General features: G+C 66.1%; 13 protein-coding genes. 5 read left to right on the plus strand and 8 right to left on the minus strand.

The features are described 5' to 3' along the window. Positions 1 to 84: 84 nt before the first annotated feature. The 5 genes from BM009_RS04365 to BM009_RS04385 all read right to left on the minus strand — a co-directional run bounded on the left by BM009_RS04365 (position 85) and on the right by BM009_RS04385 (position 9,095). Positions 85 to 1,617 carry an aminoacyl--tRNA ligase-related protein gene (locus BM009_RS04365; protein ID WP_093294103.1) on the minus strand — a complete coding sequence of 511 codons (1,533 nt, stop codon included), beginning with the start codon at positions 1,615 to 1,617 and terminating at the stop codon, positions 85 to 87. Between the two features lie 54 nt (positions 1,618 to 1,671). Further along, entirely contained in the window at positions 1,672 to 4,014 is a 2,343-nt protein-coding gene (locus tag BM009_RS04370) for a hypothetical protein (RefSeq protein WP_139216530.1), read from the minus strand. A 30-nt stretch (positions 4,015 to 4,044) separates the two neighbouring features. Further along, positions 4,045 to 5,694: an O-antigen ligase family protein gene (locus BM009_RS04375; RefSeq protein ID WP_139216531.1), complete on the minus strand. Its 1,650-nt coding sequence runs from the start codon at positions 5,692 to 5,694 to the stop codon at positions 4,045 to 4,047. Between the two features lie 22 nt (positions 5,695 to 5,716). Further along, complete coding sequence (locus tag BM009_RS04380; protein WP_254772140.1) at positions 5,717 to 6,997, minus strand: oligosaccharide flippase family protein; 1,281 nt, start codon at positions 6,995 to 6,997, stop codon at positions 5,717 to 5,719. A gap of 79 nt (positions 6,998 to 7,076) precedes the next feature. Then, complete coding sequence (locus tag BM009_RS04385) at positions 7,077 to 9,095, minus strand: LamG-like jellyroll fold domain-containing protein (RefSeq protein ID WP_093294110.1); 2,019 nt, start codon at positions 9,093 to 9,095, stop codon at positions 7,077 to 7,079. A 226-nt stretch (positions 9,096 to 9,321) separates the two neighbouring features. Here BM009_RS04385 and BM009_RS04390 point away from each other — a divergent pair, with 226 nt between their 5' ends. Further along, positions 9,322 to 10,275, plus strand: a complete 954-nt coding sequence (locus tag BM009_RS04390) for a glycosyltransferase family 2 protein (RefSeq protein WP_093294647.1) — start codon at positions 9,322 to 9,324, stop codon at positions 10,273 to 10,275. Between the two features lie 55 nt (positions 10,276 to 10,330). Here BM009_RS04390 and BM009_RS04395 read toward each other — a convergent pair whose 3' ends face one another. Continuing rightward, positions 10,331 to 11,215: an EpsD family peptidyl-prolyl cis-trans isomerase gene (locus tag BM009_RS04395; protein WP_175487888.1), complete on the minus strand. Its 885-nt coding sequence runs from the start codon at positions 11,213 to 11,215 to the stop codon at positions 10,331 to 10,333. Between the two features lie 137 nt (positions 11,216 to 11,352). Between BM009_RS04395 and welK the strand changes: the two genes are divergently transcribed. Then, entirely contained in the window at positions 11,353 to 12,402 is a 1,050-nt protein-coding gene (gene welK / locus BM009_RS04400) for a beta-1,4-glucuronosyltransferase WelK (RefSeq protein WP_093294111.1), read from the plus strand. Next, positions 12,399 to 13,265 (plus strand): glycosyltransferase family 2 protein, encoded by an 867-nt coding sequence (locus BM009_RS04405; protein ID WP_093294113.1) that lies wholly within the window; start codon positions 12,399 to 12,401, stop codon positions 13,263 to 13,265. The genes welK and BM009_RS04405 overlap by 4 nt, the downstream gene beginning before the upstream one ends. A 43-nt stretch (positions 13,266 to 13,308) precedes the next feature. Here BM009_RS04405 and BM009_RS04410 read toward each other — a convergent pair whose 3' ends face one another. Together BM009_RS04410 and BM009_RS04415 are read right to left on the minus strand one after the other, a co-directional pair. Continuing rightward, positions 13,309 to 14,700 carry an ATP-binding protein gene (locus BM009_RS04410; RefSeq protein ID WP_093294115.1) on the minus strand — a complete coding sequence of 464 codons (1,392 nt, stop codon included), beginning with the start codon at positions 14,698 to 14,700 and terminating at the stop codon, positions 13,309 to 13,311. A gap of 93 nt (positions 14,701 to 14,793) precedes the next feature. Then, positions 14,794 to 15,045 carry an XrtV sorting system accessory protein gene (locus tag BM009_RS04415; RefSeq protein WP_093294116.1) on the minus strand — a complete coding sequence of 84 codons (252 nt, stop codon included), beginning with the start codon at positions 15,043 to 15,045 and terminating at the stop codon, positions 14,794 to 14,796. 285 nt (positions 15,046 to 15,330) lie between these two features. Between BM009_RS04415 and BM009_RS04420 the strand changes: the two genes are divergently transcribed. Both BM009_RS04420 and BM009_RS04425 read left to right on the plus strand, forming a co-directional pair. Then, complete coding sequence (locus BM009_RS04420; RefSeq protein WP_254772141.1) at positions 15,331 to 16,608, plus strand: outer membrane beta-barrel protein; 1,278 nt, start codon at positions 15,331 to 15,333, stop codon at positions 16,606 to 16,608. A 35-nt stretch (positions 16,609 to 16,643) separates the two neighbouring features. After that, entirely contained in the window at positions 16,644 to 17,525 is an 882-nt protein-coding gene (locus tag BM009_RS04425; RefSeq protein WP_254772142.1) for an SLBB domain-containing protein, read from the plus strand. The last annotated feature ends 26 nt before the right edge of the window (positions 17,526 to 17,551 follow it).

The following is a 17,551-nucleotide window of genomic DNA, read 5'->3' on the forward strand; positions in this document are numbered from 1 at the left end:
CGCGGGAATGACGACGGACCTTGCGACGCGGATATCCCATGCGCCCAGCGCGGTTCCCTCCCCGTCCCCGGGAGGATCTAAAACTCAGTATGCCCGGGCGACCACGATCCGCTCGACGGCCGGCTTGCCGGTGAACAGGCAAGTGCCCTCGGCCGGAGCGGCGTCGCCCGGCACGTTGCGGAAGGTAAGCTTGAGCGCCTTGAGCCGCTCGACCACCGCGTCCAGCTCGGCACCGGTCGGCTTGGCCCAGCTGACTTCGGCCCAGCCGGGGAACTTCTCCGCATCGGCGAACATCGCCGCCAGCGCGTCGAAGTCGGTCACGTCGCGGCGGATGTTGCCGTCCAGCCGCTCGCGCGCGTCGAGATACAGGCCCTGCTGGATGCTCTCGAGGATCGCCGCTGCTTCCGCGACGAAATCACCGCGCGGCATGATCTGCGAATCGAGCTTGCCGTCCTCGCGGTAGAGCTTGTTGCGCTGGATCACCGAGACATTGCCGCCGGCGACGTCGCGCCCGCCGACCTCGATCACGATCGGCGCGCCCTTCTTCACCCAGCCCCAGCGCTTGGTCTGCGCCTTGACCGCCTTGAGGTCGAGCAGCGCACGCACCGGCTCGCCCAGCGCGCTGAGCTTGGCCAGCTCGGTCTGGAGCGACTTGCAATAGTCGATGGTCGCGGCGTCCTCGGGCTGGTCGCGCAGCATCGGCACGATCACGATCTGCCAAGGCGCCACCATCGGCGGGACGCGCAGGCCGTCGTCGTCGCCATGCACCATGATCAGCCCGCCGATCATGCGGGTGGAGACGCCCCAGCTGGTCGTCTGCGCCAGCTCGAACTGGCCTTCCGAATTCTGGAACTTGATGTCCTGCGCCGAGGAGAAGGTAGTGCCCAGGAAATGCGAGGTGCCGGCCTGCAGCGCCTTGCCGTCCTGCATCATCGCCTCGATCGAGAAGGTCGAGACGGCGCCCGGGAAGCGCTCATTCTCCGGCTTCTCGCCCGCGACCACCGGCATCGCCAGGCAATCCTCGGCGAAGCTGCGATACACCTCGAGCATCTTGAGGGTTTCTTCCTGCGCCTCTTCCACCGTGGCGTGGGCGGTATGCCCTTCCTGCCACAGGAATTCGGCGGTGCGCAGGAACATGCGCGTGCGCATTTCCCAGCGGACGACGTTGGCCCACTGGTTGATCAGCACCGGCAGGTCGCGCCAGCTCTGCACCCAGCGCGACATCGCCGCGCCGATCACCGTCTCCGAGGTGGGACGGACGACCAGCGGCTCTTCGAGCTTCGCCTCGGGATCGGGCACCAGCCGGCCGTCCTTCTGGACGAGGCGATGGTGCGTGACGACCGCCATTTCCTTGGCGAAGCCGTCGACATGCTCGGCTTCCTTCTCGAAATAGGAAAGCGGGATGAACAGCGGGAAATAGCAGTTCTCGTGCCCCGTCGCCTTGATGCGATCGTCGAGCAGGCGCTGGATGCGCTCCCAGATGCCATAGCCCCAGGGCCGGATGACCATGCAGCCGCGCACGCCCGAATCCTCGGCCATGTCGGCTTCGCTGATGACGGTCTGGTACCATTGCGCGAAATCGCCGTCGCGCGTCACGGAAAGGGCGTGCTTGATCATGCCCCAGCGCTTAGCGCCTGGGCGCGCCGACGCAAGGGCCGGCGCGCCCGGGTCTCATACCGAGAGCGACCCCACCGGCGAATCGGCGTCGACCGGGTTGCCGAAGCTGTCGAACGGGATCAGCGGCTTGCGCCCGATCCGCGCAATATCGCGGGAAGGCTGGTAGCGCTGCCTTTCGCCGAAGCTCAGCGCCACCTCCCGCACGCGGCAGAATTTGCCGCGCGGGCTGCCGCGCAGCAGATGGGCATGCTCGATCCGCAGCCCCCAGCCCGGCAACTCGGGCAGATCGGCGCCGATCCGGGTGCACAGGTTGAACAATTGGACATGGTTGCGATGGCCGTGTCCGGGCAACTTGCTGCGGAACGTCAGGCAGTTGGGCTCGCTGATGAACGTGTTGTGCGCGAGCAGGAAATTGCGGTGGCCATGCTGGAATTGGCCCATCTCGGAGCCGTGACCGGTCTTGCGAAGCGTAGACAGCGCCATGACGAAATCGGTCATCGTCTTGGCGCGCTCCACCGGCGCGTTGGTCTGGTCTCGGCTGAAGGGCTCGAGCAGCACGCCCGATCCGGTGGCGGCGTCGAAGCTCTTGACGAAGCGATACTCGCCGGGCTGCGCGCCCCCCTGCAGCTGGAGGATATCGTCGGGCAGGATCTCGTTCTGCCCCGAAGGGCTCGCGATCCGGAAGGCAGTGCCGTCGGTGGTGATCACCGAATTGGGCAGCAGCCGCACGCCACCCTGGGTCAGGAACAGCTGCGCCGTCGGCCCTTCGGCATGGTAGCGGAAGACCGTGGTGTTGCGCATGCCGCGCTGGTTGGGCCGTTGCACCCCGCCCTGCTGCATGAAGTCGACATGGAAGATCGCGTAGCACATGATCTCGTCCCCGGGCGACAGCGTGCCGGCAAGGTCGCCTTCGACGACGATCCTGCGGGTCACGGGATCGGCGAGGAACAGCTGGTACGGCTTGGGCCCGGCACCGGCGCCGGTCACGATGCGGACCTGGAGGTCCCAGATCTTCTTCATCGGTGACAGGCCGCCGGCATCGCGCACCGTGATGGCGGTGTGCCCCTGCCCCTCGCGGGCGACGGACTCCACGGTCAGCGTCGGGGGCAGATGCAGCCGGATGGGCGCGGGCTCGCCGATCGTCGCGTCATAGCCGTCGATGACGACATCGTCATAGCCGGGCCCCCCTTGGAAACTGTCCGTCGTCAGCTTGGCGGTGACGTTCCGGTACAGCCGGGGCGCCATGGGCGCAGCCCCTTCGAATAGCGTCTCCATCAAATAGAAGCCGTGGCCGAGATAGGGGAGCGGCGGCAGGATATCGCGCTGCCGCGGGTCGCCCTTGAAGAGGTTGAGGCCGATGCTGCGCCCCGCCGCGTTCCGTTCGCCGTACATGCGCTCGCGATCGAGCAGCTGGCATCCGAAGAAGCCCACCTGGGTACCGGGTACCCCCATGATCCTGGGGAATTTCGACATGTCGACGGTCACGCCGTGGAAATGCACCCTCCGCGCCGAGATGCTCCAGCGTGCATCGGGCAGATAGCGGTTGGTGCGCGTGATCACCATCTGGTCCGGGCGCAGCCCATCGGCAGGCTTGACTTCGATGACGCGCGCATTGTCGATCGGGCCCATGCCGGGGACCCGGTTGAGGTCTTCCACATAGCGGCCGGCGCGGGCGAGAATGAGCAGCCCGCCATCGCCGACGCCACGGTTGGCAAGCCCGCGGGCAATCGTCTTCCAGGGTGCCGCCTGCGTGCCGGCAGCGCTGTCGTCGCCGTCGACCGGGTCGACGTACCGCGTCGGCCGCTTCGCATCGAGGCTGCGATCGACATTGATCACCAGCGGCAATTCGATCCGCCGCTCCAGCCCGTGCTCGCCGCGCAGATAGCAATAGAGGATCGCGTCGCCCGCCGTCACCGGTCCTTCGCCGGCCCCGATCTCCACCGCGAAGCCGATCGACCCCTGCGGCGCCATGCGCCCGTCGTACATCCGCACCGGCGTCTGGTTGACGCTCCAGTCGGTGACGGTGACCGTGTTCCCCTCCAGGTAGAACACGGCTTCCTTGAAATAGTTGATCTCGCTGCTGTTGGCGGACTGGGGCGGCAGGCCCAGCGCCGTGATGCGCATGCCTTCGCCATGGACCCACTGGCCGGGCGCCGCCGAGAAGCCCCCGATGAAGCGCTCATCGGGTACCAATGTCCCGCGCGGTACGTCGCTCTGCGCCCGCGCGGTGCCGCCGCTGCCCGCCGTGCCGTTCCAGTTCCGCCCGGGCCGCAGCCCGTTGCCGCGGCCGCCGGGAGCGCCCCGATCTGCGGAACTTGCCGCGCCCGAACAGGCGGCAGGCGCAAATGAGCCGATCAACAGCCCGCCGACGGCGGACCTACGCGTCACGTCGATCACTAGCTTCTCCCTATGGTTGGGCAGAAACGGTCAGTGCTCGCCGGCACCAACTGTCTTCATTCCCCCTGGGACAGGATCTCCCCGATCCCGCAGGCGCGCCCTGTAGAGCATCGCCAGTGACAGGCCGAACAGGATCACGAACAACGGATCATTGTCGCCCTGTGCCAGCACCAGCCGGGTCGAAATCAGCACCGCCAGCGATATCGCAATCGCGAACTCGGCGGGAAAGGGGGATGCTACGTCACGCAAGCCCGCGCGGAACAGGCTGACGACCGACAGCAGCAACGTTCCCATCCAGGCGAGGAAGCCGAAGACGCCGACATCGGCGCACAGCGCGACGAGGCCCAGATCGATCGTCAGCGTGCCGTCCGGGGTGCGCCAGTTGATCGCGCGCCCGCCCTGCCCCAGGCCGTAGCCCAGCAGCGGCCGGCGGGCGATCACCGGCACCGCCATGTGGAACTGCGCGCTGCGCGCGTCGGTGCTCGCCTGTGCCGCGCCGCCGCCCAACACGCGGATGTGGATCGCCGGCACGAAGAGCACCGCCAGCATCAGCGCAACCATCAGCGCCGGGTAGATCATCGTCGCGGAAATGCCGATCATGTCCCCGCGCGCGTTGCGCCAGCGGTGGATGCCCCAGCACAGCCCGAACAGCGCGTGCGCCGCGATGAACCCGACGAGCGACAGCCGCGCCGTCGACAGCACCGCCGAGTAGAGGATGAAGGCATCGAACCCCGCCCACATCAGCCGCATCGGCCAGGTCTTCGCATTGACGATCCGAAACAGGATGAAGGGCGTCGTCAGCGCGAGCAATTCGCCATAGGCCAGCGGCGTCGTGTAGGTGGTGACAACCCGGTATCCGCCGCGGATGTGCGGCTGGATCAAGTCCTGCAGCACCGCATCGTCGATCCGCAAGAAGCTGGGGATGTGCCCCAGCCACAGCACGTGCTGCGTGCGTGCCTCGAACACGCCGACCACCATCAGCAAGAACACCACCAGGGCGAGCCGGTTGACAAACCAGGGCACGCTCTTGCCACCGGGCCCGAACAGCCAGATCGTGGCAAAGCATGCCGCGGTCGAAGTGAAGGTGATGTGGACCCATCGCCCGATCGTATCCCCGGGCGCGACCGAGAAGATCGTGGCCAGGAACTGGATGATGAAAAAGCTGATCAGCAGCCGCGCCAGCCAGGGCGAGGTGCGCAACACCTCCGCCATCTGCTGGCGGAAAGGCTTGGAGATCGACAGGCAGATCATCAGGATGCCGGTCAGCACGAAGCCGACCAGGCGGCGCATCGAGATCCAGGGCAACCCGCCGACCGCGACCGCCAGATAATTGGGCCAAGCGATGAAGACGATCACGAACGTGGTGTAGACACGGCCCAGTGCGCGCGTCGGCGCAGTCCTCGCTTCGGGCAGCGCCCACACCACCAGCATTGCGAGCAGCGCGAGCGGCGCGGCCGCGCCAACCAGCAGCGAGGGCGGCAGGATCGCGACCAGGAAGCCGTAGACGATCGCGAGCAGGACGATGCCGGTGAACAGCGCCAGCTTGCGCAGCGCAACCGACCAGCCGGCCCGCTCCGGATGATAGACGGGCAGCACGTCACGCCCCGGGCGCAGCAGCGCCCGGAACGGCGCGTCGAGGCGCAGAGCGCCGCCGCCCAGTATCAACTTCGAACGTCGCACGGCCCCTGCCAACCAAGCCTCCTCAGAAAATCGGAACGCCAAGGCGCCGGACTGCTATCATGGACGCGAGCCGCAAGAACAGCAACGGGCCCAGGATCGCAATCGCCGCACCCAGCGCACCATAAGGCGGAATGAAAATCAACGAGAGAACGGTACCAATAACCGCCGAAATGGTCGTCAACACGACGGTGAGGCGTTCGCGGCTCGCCATCATCAGCACGCTGCCGCTGGCGGCGAAGACCAGGCTGAACACCTGGCCGAGCACCATGATCTGCATCGCGGTGGCGCCGGCGGTGAACTGCGCGCCGAAGATCCGCATGATCCATTGTGGCACGACCAGAACGGCGAGCGCGAGCGGCGCCGAGAGGAGGACCAGGCCAAGAATGGTCAGCCGGAGGATGCGGCCGATTCGCCGCAGGTCGCCCTGCCGATAGGCAACGGCGAACACCGGCTGCAAAATCGTTTCCGACGTAGCCGAAAACAGCTTCAGCGTGGCCGCGATTTGGTAGCCGACGCGAAACAGCCCGGCTTCGGCCGGACCATGCGTCGCCGCGAGCAGGATCGTCGCGAACCAGTCGGTGAACACGTTGTTGAGATTGGCGACGAGAATCAGGAAGCCGGGCTTGAGCAGCGACTCTTCAAGCGGCACGCGCGGCTGCCACGAGCGCACGGCCCGCGCATAGAGGAAGGTCGCCAGCGCCGCGGTGATCAGCCAGCCGATCAGGTAGAGCTGCGAGGGGAACACCGCGCTCACCGGCACGCCCATCACCAGCACGACGGCGAGCACCAGACTGCCGAACGACGTCGTCAGCGGCCCGTCGATGAACTGCGACAGTCCGATCCACTTCACCCCACGCAGCACGGTGGAGAGCAGGCGGCAATAGACCATGATCGGGATGATCAGCGAAAGCACCATCAGGCTCTTCGCGATCGCAGGGCTGCCGATCAGATCGACCGCGATCTGCCAGTGGAAGAGGACGATGATCGTCGTCAGCGCAAGCCCCGCGGACGTGCCCATCAGCAGCGCATGCCGCGCCGCAGCACGCGCCCGCCCGGTCTGGTCGAGGGCGAGATGGACCGAAACGGAACGCACCAGGATCGCATCAAGGCCGAGCAGCGACAGCGTGACGCACAGCTGCACGGTGGTCAGCGAGGTCCCGAACGTGCCGACGCCTGCTGCACCTGCGATACGGGCCAGCAGCCAGGTGAACAGAAAACTGGTGGCGGCGCCGAGGCCCTTGACCCCGAAGCCCACCACCATTTGGCCGCGCACGCCGCGCAGATGAAAGTTTTCTAACTTCAAAGCGAGCGCCCCCAAGAAACTGCCCCGCGCTTAAGACAAGCTATCGCGCGGGGCAACCCACCCAGAGACGGCCCGAATGTTAGCCGTGGTACAGGTCGAGCGATGCCAGCCGCGGCGTGGTCAGCATCGAGAAGGCCGAGGTGGCCTGGTAGAGCGAACCGTTCGCACTTGCGGTAGCGAGCGCGGTGGCCAGCGGCGAGGGCGAGGATCCGGTCGTGCCGAAGGCGCTGGTGAGGCTGAGCGTCGCCGGCGAGGCCATCGCGCCGCCCCAGGCGGTGCTGCCGGCCAGCGTCGCGGCGGTATCCGCCACGCCCTTGGCTACCATCACCTTCAGCGTATCCGCCGCAGTTGCCGGCTTGCTGACCGTGCTGCCCGCGTTGAGCGCGAGGATCTGCGCCTGGCTGAACGCCGTCTCGCGCATCTCGACATCGCCGACGCCGCCGCTGAACGCTGCCGTGAACGGGCTGCCGACATAGAGGCCCCAATATTCCTGCTGGCGGGTGCTGCCGGACATCTTGGCGGAGCCCACCGCCTTGCCGTCGACATACAGCGTCGAGATGCCGCCGCTCTGATAGCTCAGCGCGATCTTGTGCACCGAAGTATCGGTGATCTTGGCGCCGCTCGTCGTCATGGTCGAGGTGACGCCGGCATCGTTGGTCATGGTGAAGGTCAGTTCGCCATCGGCGCGCAGCGCGATGTTCCAGCTCTTGTAGATGCCGAGGATCTGGCCCGCCGGGGCGGTCTGGCCATCGCGCTTCATGTCGAAATTCAGCGTGAAGGCAGAAAGGCCGTAGAGCTGCCGCGACGTGCCGCGCGACAATTCCATGCCCGACCCAGTCTTGACGCTGAGCATACCGTTGTTGATCGCGCCGGTGCCCAGCGGGTTCACCGTCTCGTCGGCGCTCCACTCCGAGCTGTCGACCACGCCCTTGGCGCTAAAGGAAAGATCGAGCAGCAGCCGCGGCACCACCGCCGGCTTCGGCGCAGCAAGCTGCGCTGCGACCTCCTTGGTGAACTGGCTGGCGGCCCCGACGAGATTCTTGCCGGTGTGGTAGCCGACCGAGAAGGCAGCATTGTTGTAGGTCAGGCCGGCGATGGTCGCCTTGCTGCCCTTGTTGAGGTCGGTGATCTGCCGCATGATCTCCGGGTTTTTGACCAGCTCGATATTTTGATTGGTCGTGAGATTGTTGGTACCTTCCATGATGATCTGGTCGGTCAGATTGTTCGATACCGTGCCGGTAACATTCTCCACGCGGATCCAGGTCGACTTCTCATCGGACACAGACGTGATCGTGTTGTTGGTGATCTTGGCACCCTGGGTGTTCTCCAGATTGATGCCGTGATACATGCCGCTCAGGTAGATCAGGTTGTTGTCGATCGTGACGTTCTTGAACGGCATGGTGCCGACTTCGTCCTGCATGTAGAAGCCCTGCGTACCACGGCCATCTCCCTGGAGGACGACGTTGTTCGTGATCGAGATGTTGCTGCTGCCATAGGCGCGGCCCATCGTCATGAACTGAATGGCGTCGGGGTGCTCGCCGTTGATCGGGTAAAGACCCTCATACCGGTTGTCGTCGATGACGACGTTCGTCATCTCCGAATAGTTGCTGTGATCGCGCCGGTTGTCGAGGAAGTTGTTGCCGCGCACGAGCATCGTGTCGACACCGCGCACGTCGAGGCCGATGACGAAATGGTCGATCGTCGAATTGATCAGCTTGTTGTTGGTGCCGCCGCGAATGGCGAGGCCGTTCCCCAGCGCGTCGCTGGGATCCCCGGTGCCGCCGCTGAAATGCACGCCGTCGATGGTGATGTTGCTCGACGACAGGACGCGGTTCGCGGTCGCGAACTCGTCCGTCGGCCGCGTCGGGCGGACCACGTTGAAATCCTTGAGGGTGATGTTGCTCGAGCTGGTGAGCCACACCGTGCCCACCGTCGCCTTGTTGTTCGTGTCGAGCGACTGGATCGTGATGTTCGACGCCGGATTGATGGCGGTCATCGTGATCGAGCTGTACGTTCCCGGCGCGAGCAGGATGACATCGCCGCTCTTGGCGTTCTTGATCGCCGCATCGAGCGCGGCCTGATTATTGACAACCGGCATGTTGAGCTACCCTTACGTTACTCGTCGACCCCAAATCGACGCATGATTCCCTCGCTGTCAGAATTGCCACAAGGCCATGAAATAAGTGGTGTAATTGCTTGGTGTAAAAATACTTAATAGGCCTTTGCCCGCACTTGTTCGGTGCATGCGGCCCGCGGCCCTGCCGAGATGTTTCGGCGGCCATGGCGTCTCGACGCTGCAACGCTTTCCCGATAGAGCTATGCGCATGAGCACCGAAGCAACGCCGCACGTCTCCGTCTTGGTGGTCGCCTATCACTCGACCGATTTCATTCGGCAGTGCGTGGCCGGCATCGCCGCCGCTGCGCCGACCACGCCGCACGAGATCCTGATGATCGACAATGGCGGCGGGGATACCGAAGCGCTGGTGCGCGCCGAACTGCCCCAGGTGCGGATCGTGCCTTCCGAAGGCAATATCGGCTTCGGCGCCGGCAACAATCGCTGCGCCGCACATGCGCGCGCGCCGCTGCTCCTGCTGGTCAACCCGGACGCCGTGCCGCAGCCGGGCGCGATCGACCGGCTGGTTGCCTTCGCCAAGGCGACGCCCGAGGCTGCCGCCTGGGGCGGCCGCTCCTACGATCCGGCCGGCAATCTCGACGCCGCCAACTTCCTCGCGCTGCCAACTCCCGGCGACTTCGTCCTGTCGGTCGTCTCGGCCGGCCGGTTGCGTCGCGGCGGCCTGCCCGCCGAGGCGACGGCGCACGGGCCGGTCGACGTGCTCAACGGCGGCTTCATGATGGTCCGCGCCGATGTCTGGCGCGAGATCGGCGGCTTCGACGAGAGCTTCTTCCTCTATTCGGAGGAGGTAGATCTGTTCAAACGCATCCGCGACAAGGGCTATACCGTGCTGGTCGATCCCGAGGTCAAGGTGATGCACGACGCCGGCAGCGGCCATTCGCTTTCGGCCGGGCGGATCATGTTCATGACGATCGGGCGCATGCACTACGCCCGCAAGCATTACAGCCCCACCGGCGCGATCGTCGCGGGCTGGGGAATCTGGCTGGCCGCGCTCAAATATTCCGTGCTGGGCAAGCTGCTGGCGGGGGTGGTTCCGGGCAAGCGCGAGCGCTTCACGACGGTGAGCCGCGCCTGGACACCGATCGTCCGCGAGCGCCGGCGCTGGTGGTACGGCTATCGCACCGGGAACGAAGGCCGCAGCTGAGCCAGGGCCGATGCGAAATGGGGTGAGGCCACATGGCCCCACCCCTTCTCATTGCTTACTGCGCGGCGGGGCTCGCCGCCGGCGAGGGCGCGCTGCCCTGCGCCTGCGGCGGCGCCTGGTAGCCCGGCTGGTACTTCACCGTCGCGCGCGCCTTCTTCAGCCGCTCGTTGAGCTGCGCGTCGGCCGCCTTGCTGAAGCGCTCGTTGCGCAGCGCGTTCAGCGCCAGCTCGTGCGCCTGGTCCGCCGGCAGCGGCTGCACCGTCGTCGCGGTGATCACATTGGCGGTCAGCCCCTGCTGGGTCGGCAGGATGAACATCTCGGCCGCCGGCAGCGCCGCGATCTTGCCGGCGATCTCCGGCGGCAGCGCCGCGGTGTCGAGCTGGGTCGGCGCGCGGCGGAACTGGGTGCCGTCGGCGGTCAGCTTGGCGGCGAGCTGGTCGAGCGTCTTCAGCGGCGCGAACTGCTTGAACTTGTCGGCCGAGCTGGGCGGCGGGAAGACGATCTGCTCGATGCTGTAGATCTTGCGCTGCGCGAACCGATCGGGATGCGCGGCCTGATACTGGGTGATCTCGGCCTCGGTCGGCTGGGCGACGCCGCCGGCGATCTTGTCGCGCAGCATCGTCGTCAGGATCAGCTCGTCGGCGCGGCGCTGCTGGATCAGGAACGCCGGGGTCTTGTCGAGCTTCTGCTCGCGCGCGACCTTGGCGAGAATCTTGCGCTCGATGATGCGCTGCAGCGCAAGCTGCTCGGCCAGCTTGCGATCGGTCCCGGCCGGCGTCTGCGCGGCCTGCACTTCGGCATTGAGCTCGAAGATGGTGATCTCGTCGCCGTCGACGCTGGCGACGACCTGGCCCTTGTCGAGCTTGCCGTCCTTGCCGCCGCATCCGGATACGGCCAGCGCGGCCGCAGCCACCGCCGTCACCAGGAACCATTTCTTCATGAAAACCTCCCCGCCGGCACGGAATTGCGCACGGCACAAACTTCTACTTGAACCTATTCGGGCGGGCGGGCATCCGCAATAGTGTTGGCAGTGCAGCATGACTCCCGCCGGGAGACAGATGGTACGAAGGGGATGACATGGCAGACGCGACCGCGACGGAACAAAATGGGGTCAGGCCGCTCAAGATGTGCCTTGCCGCCTCGGGCGGCGGCCATCTTCGCCAGATCCTCGATCTGGAATCGGTGTGGAAGGAGCATGATTACTTCTTCGTGACCGAAGATACCGCGCTGGGCCGCAGCCTGGGCGAGAAGCACCCCGTCGAACTCGTCGAGCATTACGCGCTCGGCCAGGCGCGGCTGGGCCACCCGCTGCACATGGCCGCCGGCGCCTGGCGCAACTTCCGCCAGAGCCTCGCGATCGTCCGCCGGCAGAAGCCCGATGTGGTGATCTCGACCGGCGCGGGCGCGGTGTTCTTCACCGCGCTGATCGCCAAGCTGTCGGGCGCCAAGTTCGTCCATATCGAGAGCTTCGCGCGCTTCCATCACCCCTCCGCCTTCGGCAAGATGGCCAAGCCCGTCGCGACGATCAGCTTCGTCCAGTCGCCCGCGCTCAAGAAAATCTGGCCCGATGCGGAGCTGTTCGATCCGTTCCGGATGCTCGACACGCCGCGCCCGCCCAAGCAGGAACTCACCTTCGCCACGGTCGGCGCCACCCTGCCCTTCCCGCGGCTGGTGCAGGCGGTGCTCGATCTGAAGCGTGCCGGCGGCCTGCCGGGGCGGCTGGTGCTGCAGCACGGCGACCAGGATCTCGAAGACCCGGGCATCCCCGGCGTCGAGATCTGCCGCACCATCCCGTTCGACGACCTGCAGCTGCTGCTGCGCGACGCCGACATGGTGATCTGCCATGGCGGCAGCGGCTCGCTGGTGACCGCGCTGCGCGCCGGCTGCCGCGTCATCTCCTTCCCGCGCCGCTTCGACCTGGGCGAGCATTATGACGACCACCAGGAGGAGATCTCGCAGACCTTCGCCGATCGCGGCCTGCTCCAGAGCGTCCGCGACGAGAGCAAGCTCGGCGAGGCGGTCGCTGCCGCCAAGGCGGCCGAGCCCAAGCTGGCGACCACCGACCAGACCGCGCTGGCCAATCGGCTGCGCGAGCTGTTCGCAGGCTGGGGAGCGAAGAAGAAATGAGCACGCCCCGGATCAGCGTCATCCTGCCCCATTACAACGATCTCCACGGGCTCGCGCTCTGCCTCGATTCGATCGACCGCCAGACGATCGACCGCGATGCCTATGAGATCATCGTCGGCGACAACGCCTCCCCCTGCGGCATCGAAGCCGTCGAGGCCGTGGTCTCGGGCCGGGCGCGGGTGGTGTCGGTCACCGAGAAGGGCGCCGGTCCCGCCCGCAACGGCGCGGCGGCACAGGCCCGCGGCGAGATCCTCGCCTTTATCGACAGCGACTGCATCGCCCAGCCGGGCTGGCTGGCGGCGGGGGCGGCGATGGTGCAGCCCGGCACCTTCCTCGGCGGGCACATGTTCGTGCTGCCGCCCGAGGGCAAGCTAACCGGCAGCGCCGCGGTAGAGCTGGCACTGGCGTTCGACAATGAAAGCTATGTCCGCAAGTCGCAGTTCACCGTCACCGCGAACCTGTTCGTGATGCGCGCGGATTTCGAGAGGATCGGCGGCTTCCGCACCGGCGTGTCCGAAGACATCGAATGGTGCAATCGCGCGATCCGCATGGGCATGAAGATCGACTATTGCGGCGATGCCTCGGTCGGCCATCCGCCGCGGCCCGACTGGAACGCGATGCTCAAGAAGACGCGCCGCATCCAGCGCGAGCTGTTCCTGCTCAGCCTCGAGCAGCCGCGCGGCCGGCTGCGCTGGGTGGCGCGCTCGGCGATGCAGCCCGCCTTCATCCCCTCCGACTATGCGCGGATCCTGCGCACCCCCGAAACTCAGGGCGCGCGCGCCCAGGCACTGGGCACGCTGATCGCGCTCCGCTTCTGGCGCGGTGGCGCAGGGCTGCTCCAGGCGATCGGCCTGCCGATTTGAGCGCGTTCCGGCGAGGGGGCACCCACCCCCTCGCCGGGCAAGATCACACCGTCGCGAGCACGTCCTCGAGCGTGCCGCTATCGAGCCGCAGGCGTCCGACCATCAACCATAGATAGATCGGCAGCGTGTCGTCGGTGAAGCGGAAGCGGCGCTCGCCGTCCTGGATCTCGGTCTCGAGACCCAGCTGGGTCGTGAGGCCGGCCAGTTCCTGCTCGACCTGCTGCGCGGTGATCGGCGCGCCGGGGAGCAGCTCCACCACCGCACGACCGCCGAACCAGCCGTCGATCGAGCGCGACGCTTCACCCAGTGCGGCGAGCAGCGGATCGTAGCGGCCGCCGACGAACTTGCGCATGTCGAGCACGGTGCGCGGCGCCATCCGCCCTTCCATCTCGACGATCGCGGCATCGAGCGCACGGCGCAGATGGCCTTGGTCGACGGTGAGGCGGCCCTGGTCGAGCGCCTCGGCGGCGGCATGATGGCAGAGCAGCCGCGCGAAATAGGGCGAGCCCAATGCGAGCAGATGGATGATTCTGGTCAGGTTCGGATCAAATCGCACGCCCGAGGCGGTTTCGCCCAGCGCGATCATCTCCTGGACCTCGCTCTCCTCCAGCCGCGGCATCGGCAGGCCGATGACGTTGCGGCGGATCGACGGCACATAGCCGATCAATTCCTGGAGGTTGGAGGCGACACCTGCGATCACCAGCTGGACCCGCGCGGCGCGGTCCGACAGGTTCTTGATCAGCTCGGCGACCTGCTGGCGGAAGGCGGTGTCCTCGACGCGATCATATTCGTCGAGGATGATCAGCACGCGGGTGCCGGTGATGTCGGCACACAGGTCGGCGAGTTCGCCCGCGCCGAAATTGCCCGCGGGCAGGCGGTCGGCAAGGCTGCCGCCGCTTTCCGCCTCACCGGCGTTCGGCGCAACCTCACGGTGGAACAGCAGCGGCACGTCGTGCAGCACCGCGCGGAAGAGGTCCGAGAAGTTCGCGTTCGATCCGCAGGTGGCGTAGCTGACGATATAGCTCGATTCGCGGGCGACATCGGCGAGCACGTGCAGCAGCGAAGTCTTACCGATGCCGCGCTCACCATAGAGGACGACATGGCTGCGCTGGCTCTCGATCGCCGAGATCAGCCGGGCGAGGACGCCCAGGCGCCCGGCGAAGCTCGAGCGATCGGCGACCGGCTGGGTCGGCGTGAAATAGGTCGCCAGGGCGAAGCGGGCGCGGGTGATCTCGCGCCGTTCCTCGCGGCGGCGATCCAGCGGCCGGTCCAGCGCCGAGGCACGAAAGGTCGGAAAGTCGGGGCGCAGCCGGCTGGCACCATGCGCGTCCCGATGCGGTACCACCGTCGCGGCGACCGGGAGATAGCCATCGTCCTCAGGCAATTCGCGGCGCCCGAAGGGCCACAAGAACTTCAGCGCGGAACCTAAAGCCACTCGACCACCTCTTTAAAAAATGCCGCCGGCAAGCCGGGGCGAACCTGGGCTCGCGCCTCAGGACATCCTCTTCGCGAATCGCCGTCCACTTTTTCAGCGGCGCTTGATGAATTCGTACGGCTTGATCACGAACGCGATATACGCAAGCACCAGAACAATCGTGAGAATCGCGAACACGTGATAGTTCTCGTTCCCCAAATAGTTCGCGACGGCGCAGCCTATCGCCGGCGGTAAATAGCTGATCATGGTGTCGCGGACAACCGAATCGGCCTGAGAACGTTGCAGGAAGATAACGATCAGGCCGGCGAATATCGCGATTGTGACCCAATCATATGGCGTCTGCATGCATGTCCTTTCCATTCGCCGCAGGAATCGAAGGACTTCCCGTGGCGTTCGCACCTGCACTAGCAGTGCGCGCGGCAACTCGCTAGATGCTCGCGAATGTGATAACAGGCCGTTAAGCAACCACCGCCTCGAAATGGGAGTTTGCGCCTGGTTCGACGTTTTTCCGGAAGGAAAAACGGTCGGGGGACAGAGCCAGGGCAGGTTCCGGCGCCTTTGCCAAGGCGTTGATCCGGTTGCTTGTATTGGAGGCCATTGATAATGAAGCGAGCACCCGGGGGGACCATCGTGCAAGAACACGACACTCAAAAGGCTGAAAAAGCGCGCCTTACTGGCCGTTTCACCCGATCCTGCGGCCTGGTCGCGCTGTTCGCGACTGCAGCATGGACCGATCCCGCATTGGCACAGCGCACCGCGTTCACGCCGCGTCCGAACACCAGCGGGCGGCAGATCGACGTGCGGGCGAGCGCGATGATCGAATATAACGACAACGTCGTGGTGAGCGATCCGCGCATCAGCGGCAGGGGCGACGGCACGGACGACGTGCTCGCGGCACCGTCGCTCGACCTCAACATCGTGCTGCCGCGGGCAACCGGCACCACCTATCTGGCCGGCTCGATCGGCTATCGCTTCTACAGCAAATACACCAACCTGAACCGCGAGAACATCTCGCTCACCGGGGGCGCCGACCAGCGGCTCGCCTCGTGCCTGGTCCATGGCGAGATCGGCTATCAGAGCCGGCTCAGCGACCTGTCGAGCCTCTACGTTCTGGACGGGGCGGACAGTTTCAACAACACCGAGGAATCGCGGCGCTACAGCGCCGATATCGGTTGCGGCGGCCCCTATGGACTGCGACCGACGCTCGGCTATTCGCGCACCGAAGTGCGCAACAGCCAAGTGTCCCGCAAATACGCCGATTCGGATACGGATACCTTCACCGCGCAGCTAGGCTTGCAGTCGCCCTCGCTGGGGACGATCTCGGTGTTCGGCCGCTATTCGGACAGCGTCTACGTCCACCGGCCGGCGCCCGTCGGCGGCGGTGAGGACGGCATCAAGAACTATGCGGCGGGCGTCCAGCTCGAACGCAACGTCTCCAGCCGCTTCAACTTCCGCGGCTCGGTGAACTACACCAAGGTCGATCCGAAGCTGCCGGGCACCGACAGCTTCTCCGGCGTGGGCTTCGATCTGTCGGCGCTGTACAACGCGGACCTGTTCACGGTGCAGATCGCCGGATCGCGCGCTGCGCAGCCCTCGGTGCTCTACTTCGTCAGCTACGAGATCATGACCAACCTTTCGGCGACGATCACGCACGACCTCACGCCGCGCACCAAGGTTTCGCTCCTCGCGAACAAGACGTGGCGCGACTATGCGTCGTCGACGCGGTTCGTAGGTGCCCCAATTTCGGGCAACGACAACATGTTGTCACTGGGTGCGAATGCGTCCTACGACGCGACTCGGCGTATCCGCTTCGTGCTGGGGGCGGGCTATGACGAACGGACGTCGAATCTCAGGCTTTTCAAATACCACGCCAAGCGGGTCAATCTCACGGCCTCGCTGGCGCTCTGACAAGGGCCGTATACATGTACGACAAGGGTAGGTTTATGTTTGTCTCGGCGCTCGCCGGCATGACCGCGCTGGCGGTGCCTGCCGCGGCGCAAATTGCCACGACCCGTCCCGCCGCCCCGGCACGTTCGCGTCCTGCCGCTGCCCAGCCGCAGCAGCAGGCACCGGCGACGCCGGCGCAGACGGCCACCCCGGCCGCGCCGATCTCCTCCGGATCGGCGCCGGTTGGCTATCTCATCGGCGTCGATGACGTGCTCGAGGTCGACGTGCTCGGCCAGAGCGACTTCAAGACCCGCGCCCGCGTCCAGTCGGACGGCACGATCACCCTGCCCTATCTGGGCGCGGTGCAGGCCAAGGGCGAGACCGCGATCACCCTGGTCAAGAAGGTGCAGGACCTGCTGAAGGCCGGCGGCTATTACGCCAAGCCGATCGTCAGCGTCGACATCGTCACCTTCGTCAGCAATTATGTAACGGTGCTCGGCCAGGTCGGCACCGCGGGGCTGCAGCCGGTCGACCGCGGCTACCACGTCTCGGAAATCATCGCGCGCGCCGGCGGCCTCAAGGCCGACGCCGCCGACTTCGTGATGCTGACCCGCGCCGACGGCACCAACCTCAAGCTCGACTACAAGAAGCTCGCCCAGGGCGGACCCCAGGACGACCCGACCGTAACGGCGGGCGACAAGGTTTTCGTGCCCGAAGTGGAGCGTTTCTACATTTATGGCCAAGTCAACGCGCCTGGGGTATATCCGATTCGGGCGGACATGACTCTCCGCCGTGCGGTCGCGCAGGGTGGCGGTCTCGGACCGGCCGGCTCGATCAAGCGGATCAAGGTCACGCGCGATGGCCAGGAGATCAAGTTGAAGATGGACGATCCGATCAAGCCGGGCGACACGATCGTCATCGGCGAGCGGTTGTTCTGATCCAGGCAATGTTGGCAGCGGACGAG

The sequence above is a fragment of the Sphingomonas sp. NFR04 genome, from assembly GCF_900114095.1.
GTDB lineage: Bacteria > Pseudomonadota > Alphaproteobacteria > Sphingomonadales > Sphingomonadaceae > Sphingomonas.

Excerpts from the sequence above, each read along its gene's own strand:
- BM009_RS04365 (WP_093294103.1), bottom strand. The coding sequence starts at position 1,617 with ATGATCAAGCACGCCCTTTCCGTGACGCGCGACGGCGATTTCGCGCAA.
- BM009_RS04385 (WP_093294110.1), bottom strand. The coding sequence starts at position 9,095 with ATGCCGGTTGTCAATAATCAGGCCGCGCTCGATGCGGCGATCAAGAAC.
- BM009_RS04390 (WP_093294647.1), top strand. The coding sequence starts at position 9,322 with ATGAGCACCGAAGCAACGCCGCACGTCTCCGTCTTGGTGGTCGCCTAT.
- BM009_RS04395 (WP_175487888.1), bottom strand. The coding sequence starts at position 11,215 with ATGAAGAAATGGTTCCTGGTGACGGCGGTGGCTGCGGCCGCGCTGGCC.
- welK (WP_093294111.1), top strand. The coding sequence starts at position 11,353 with ATGGCAGACGCGACCGCGACGGAACAAAATGGGGTCAGGCCGCTCAAG.
- BM009_RS04405 (WP_093294113.1), top strand. The coding sequence starts at position 12,399 with ATGAGCACGCCCCGGATCAGCGTCATCCTGCCCCATTACAACGATCTC.
- BM009_RS04415 (WP_093294116.1), bottom strand. The coding sequence starts at position 15,045 with ATGCAGACGCCATATGATTGGGTCACAATCGCGATATTCGCCGGCCTG.
- BM009_RS04425 (WP_254772142.1), top strand. The coding sequence starts at position 16,644 with ATGTTTGTCTCGGCGCTCGCCGGCATGACCGCGCTGGCGGTGCCTGCC.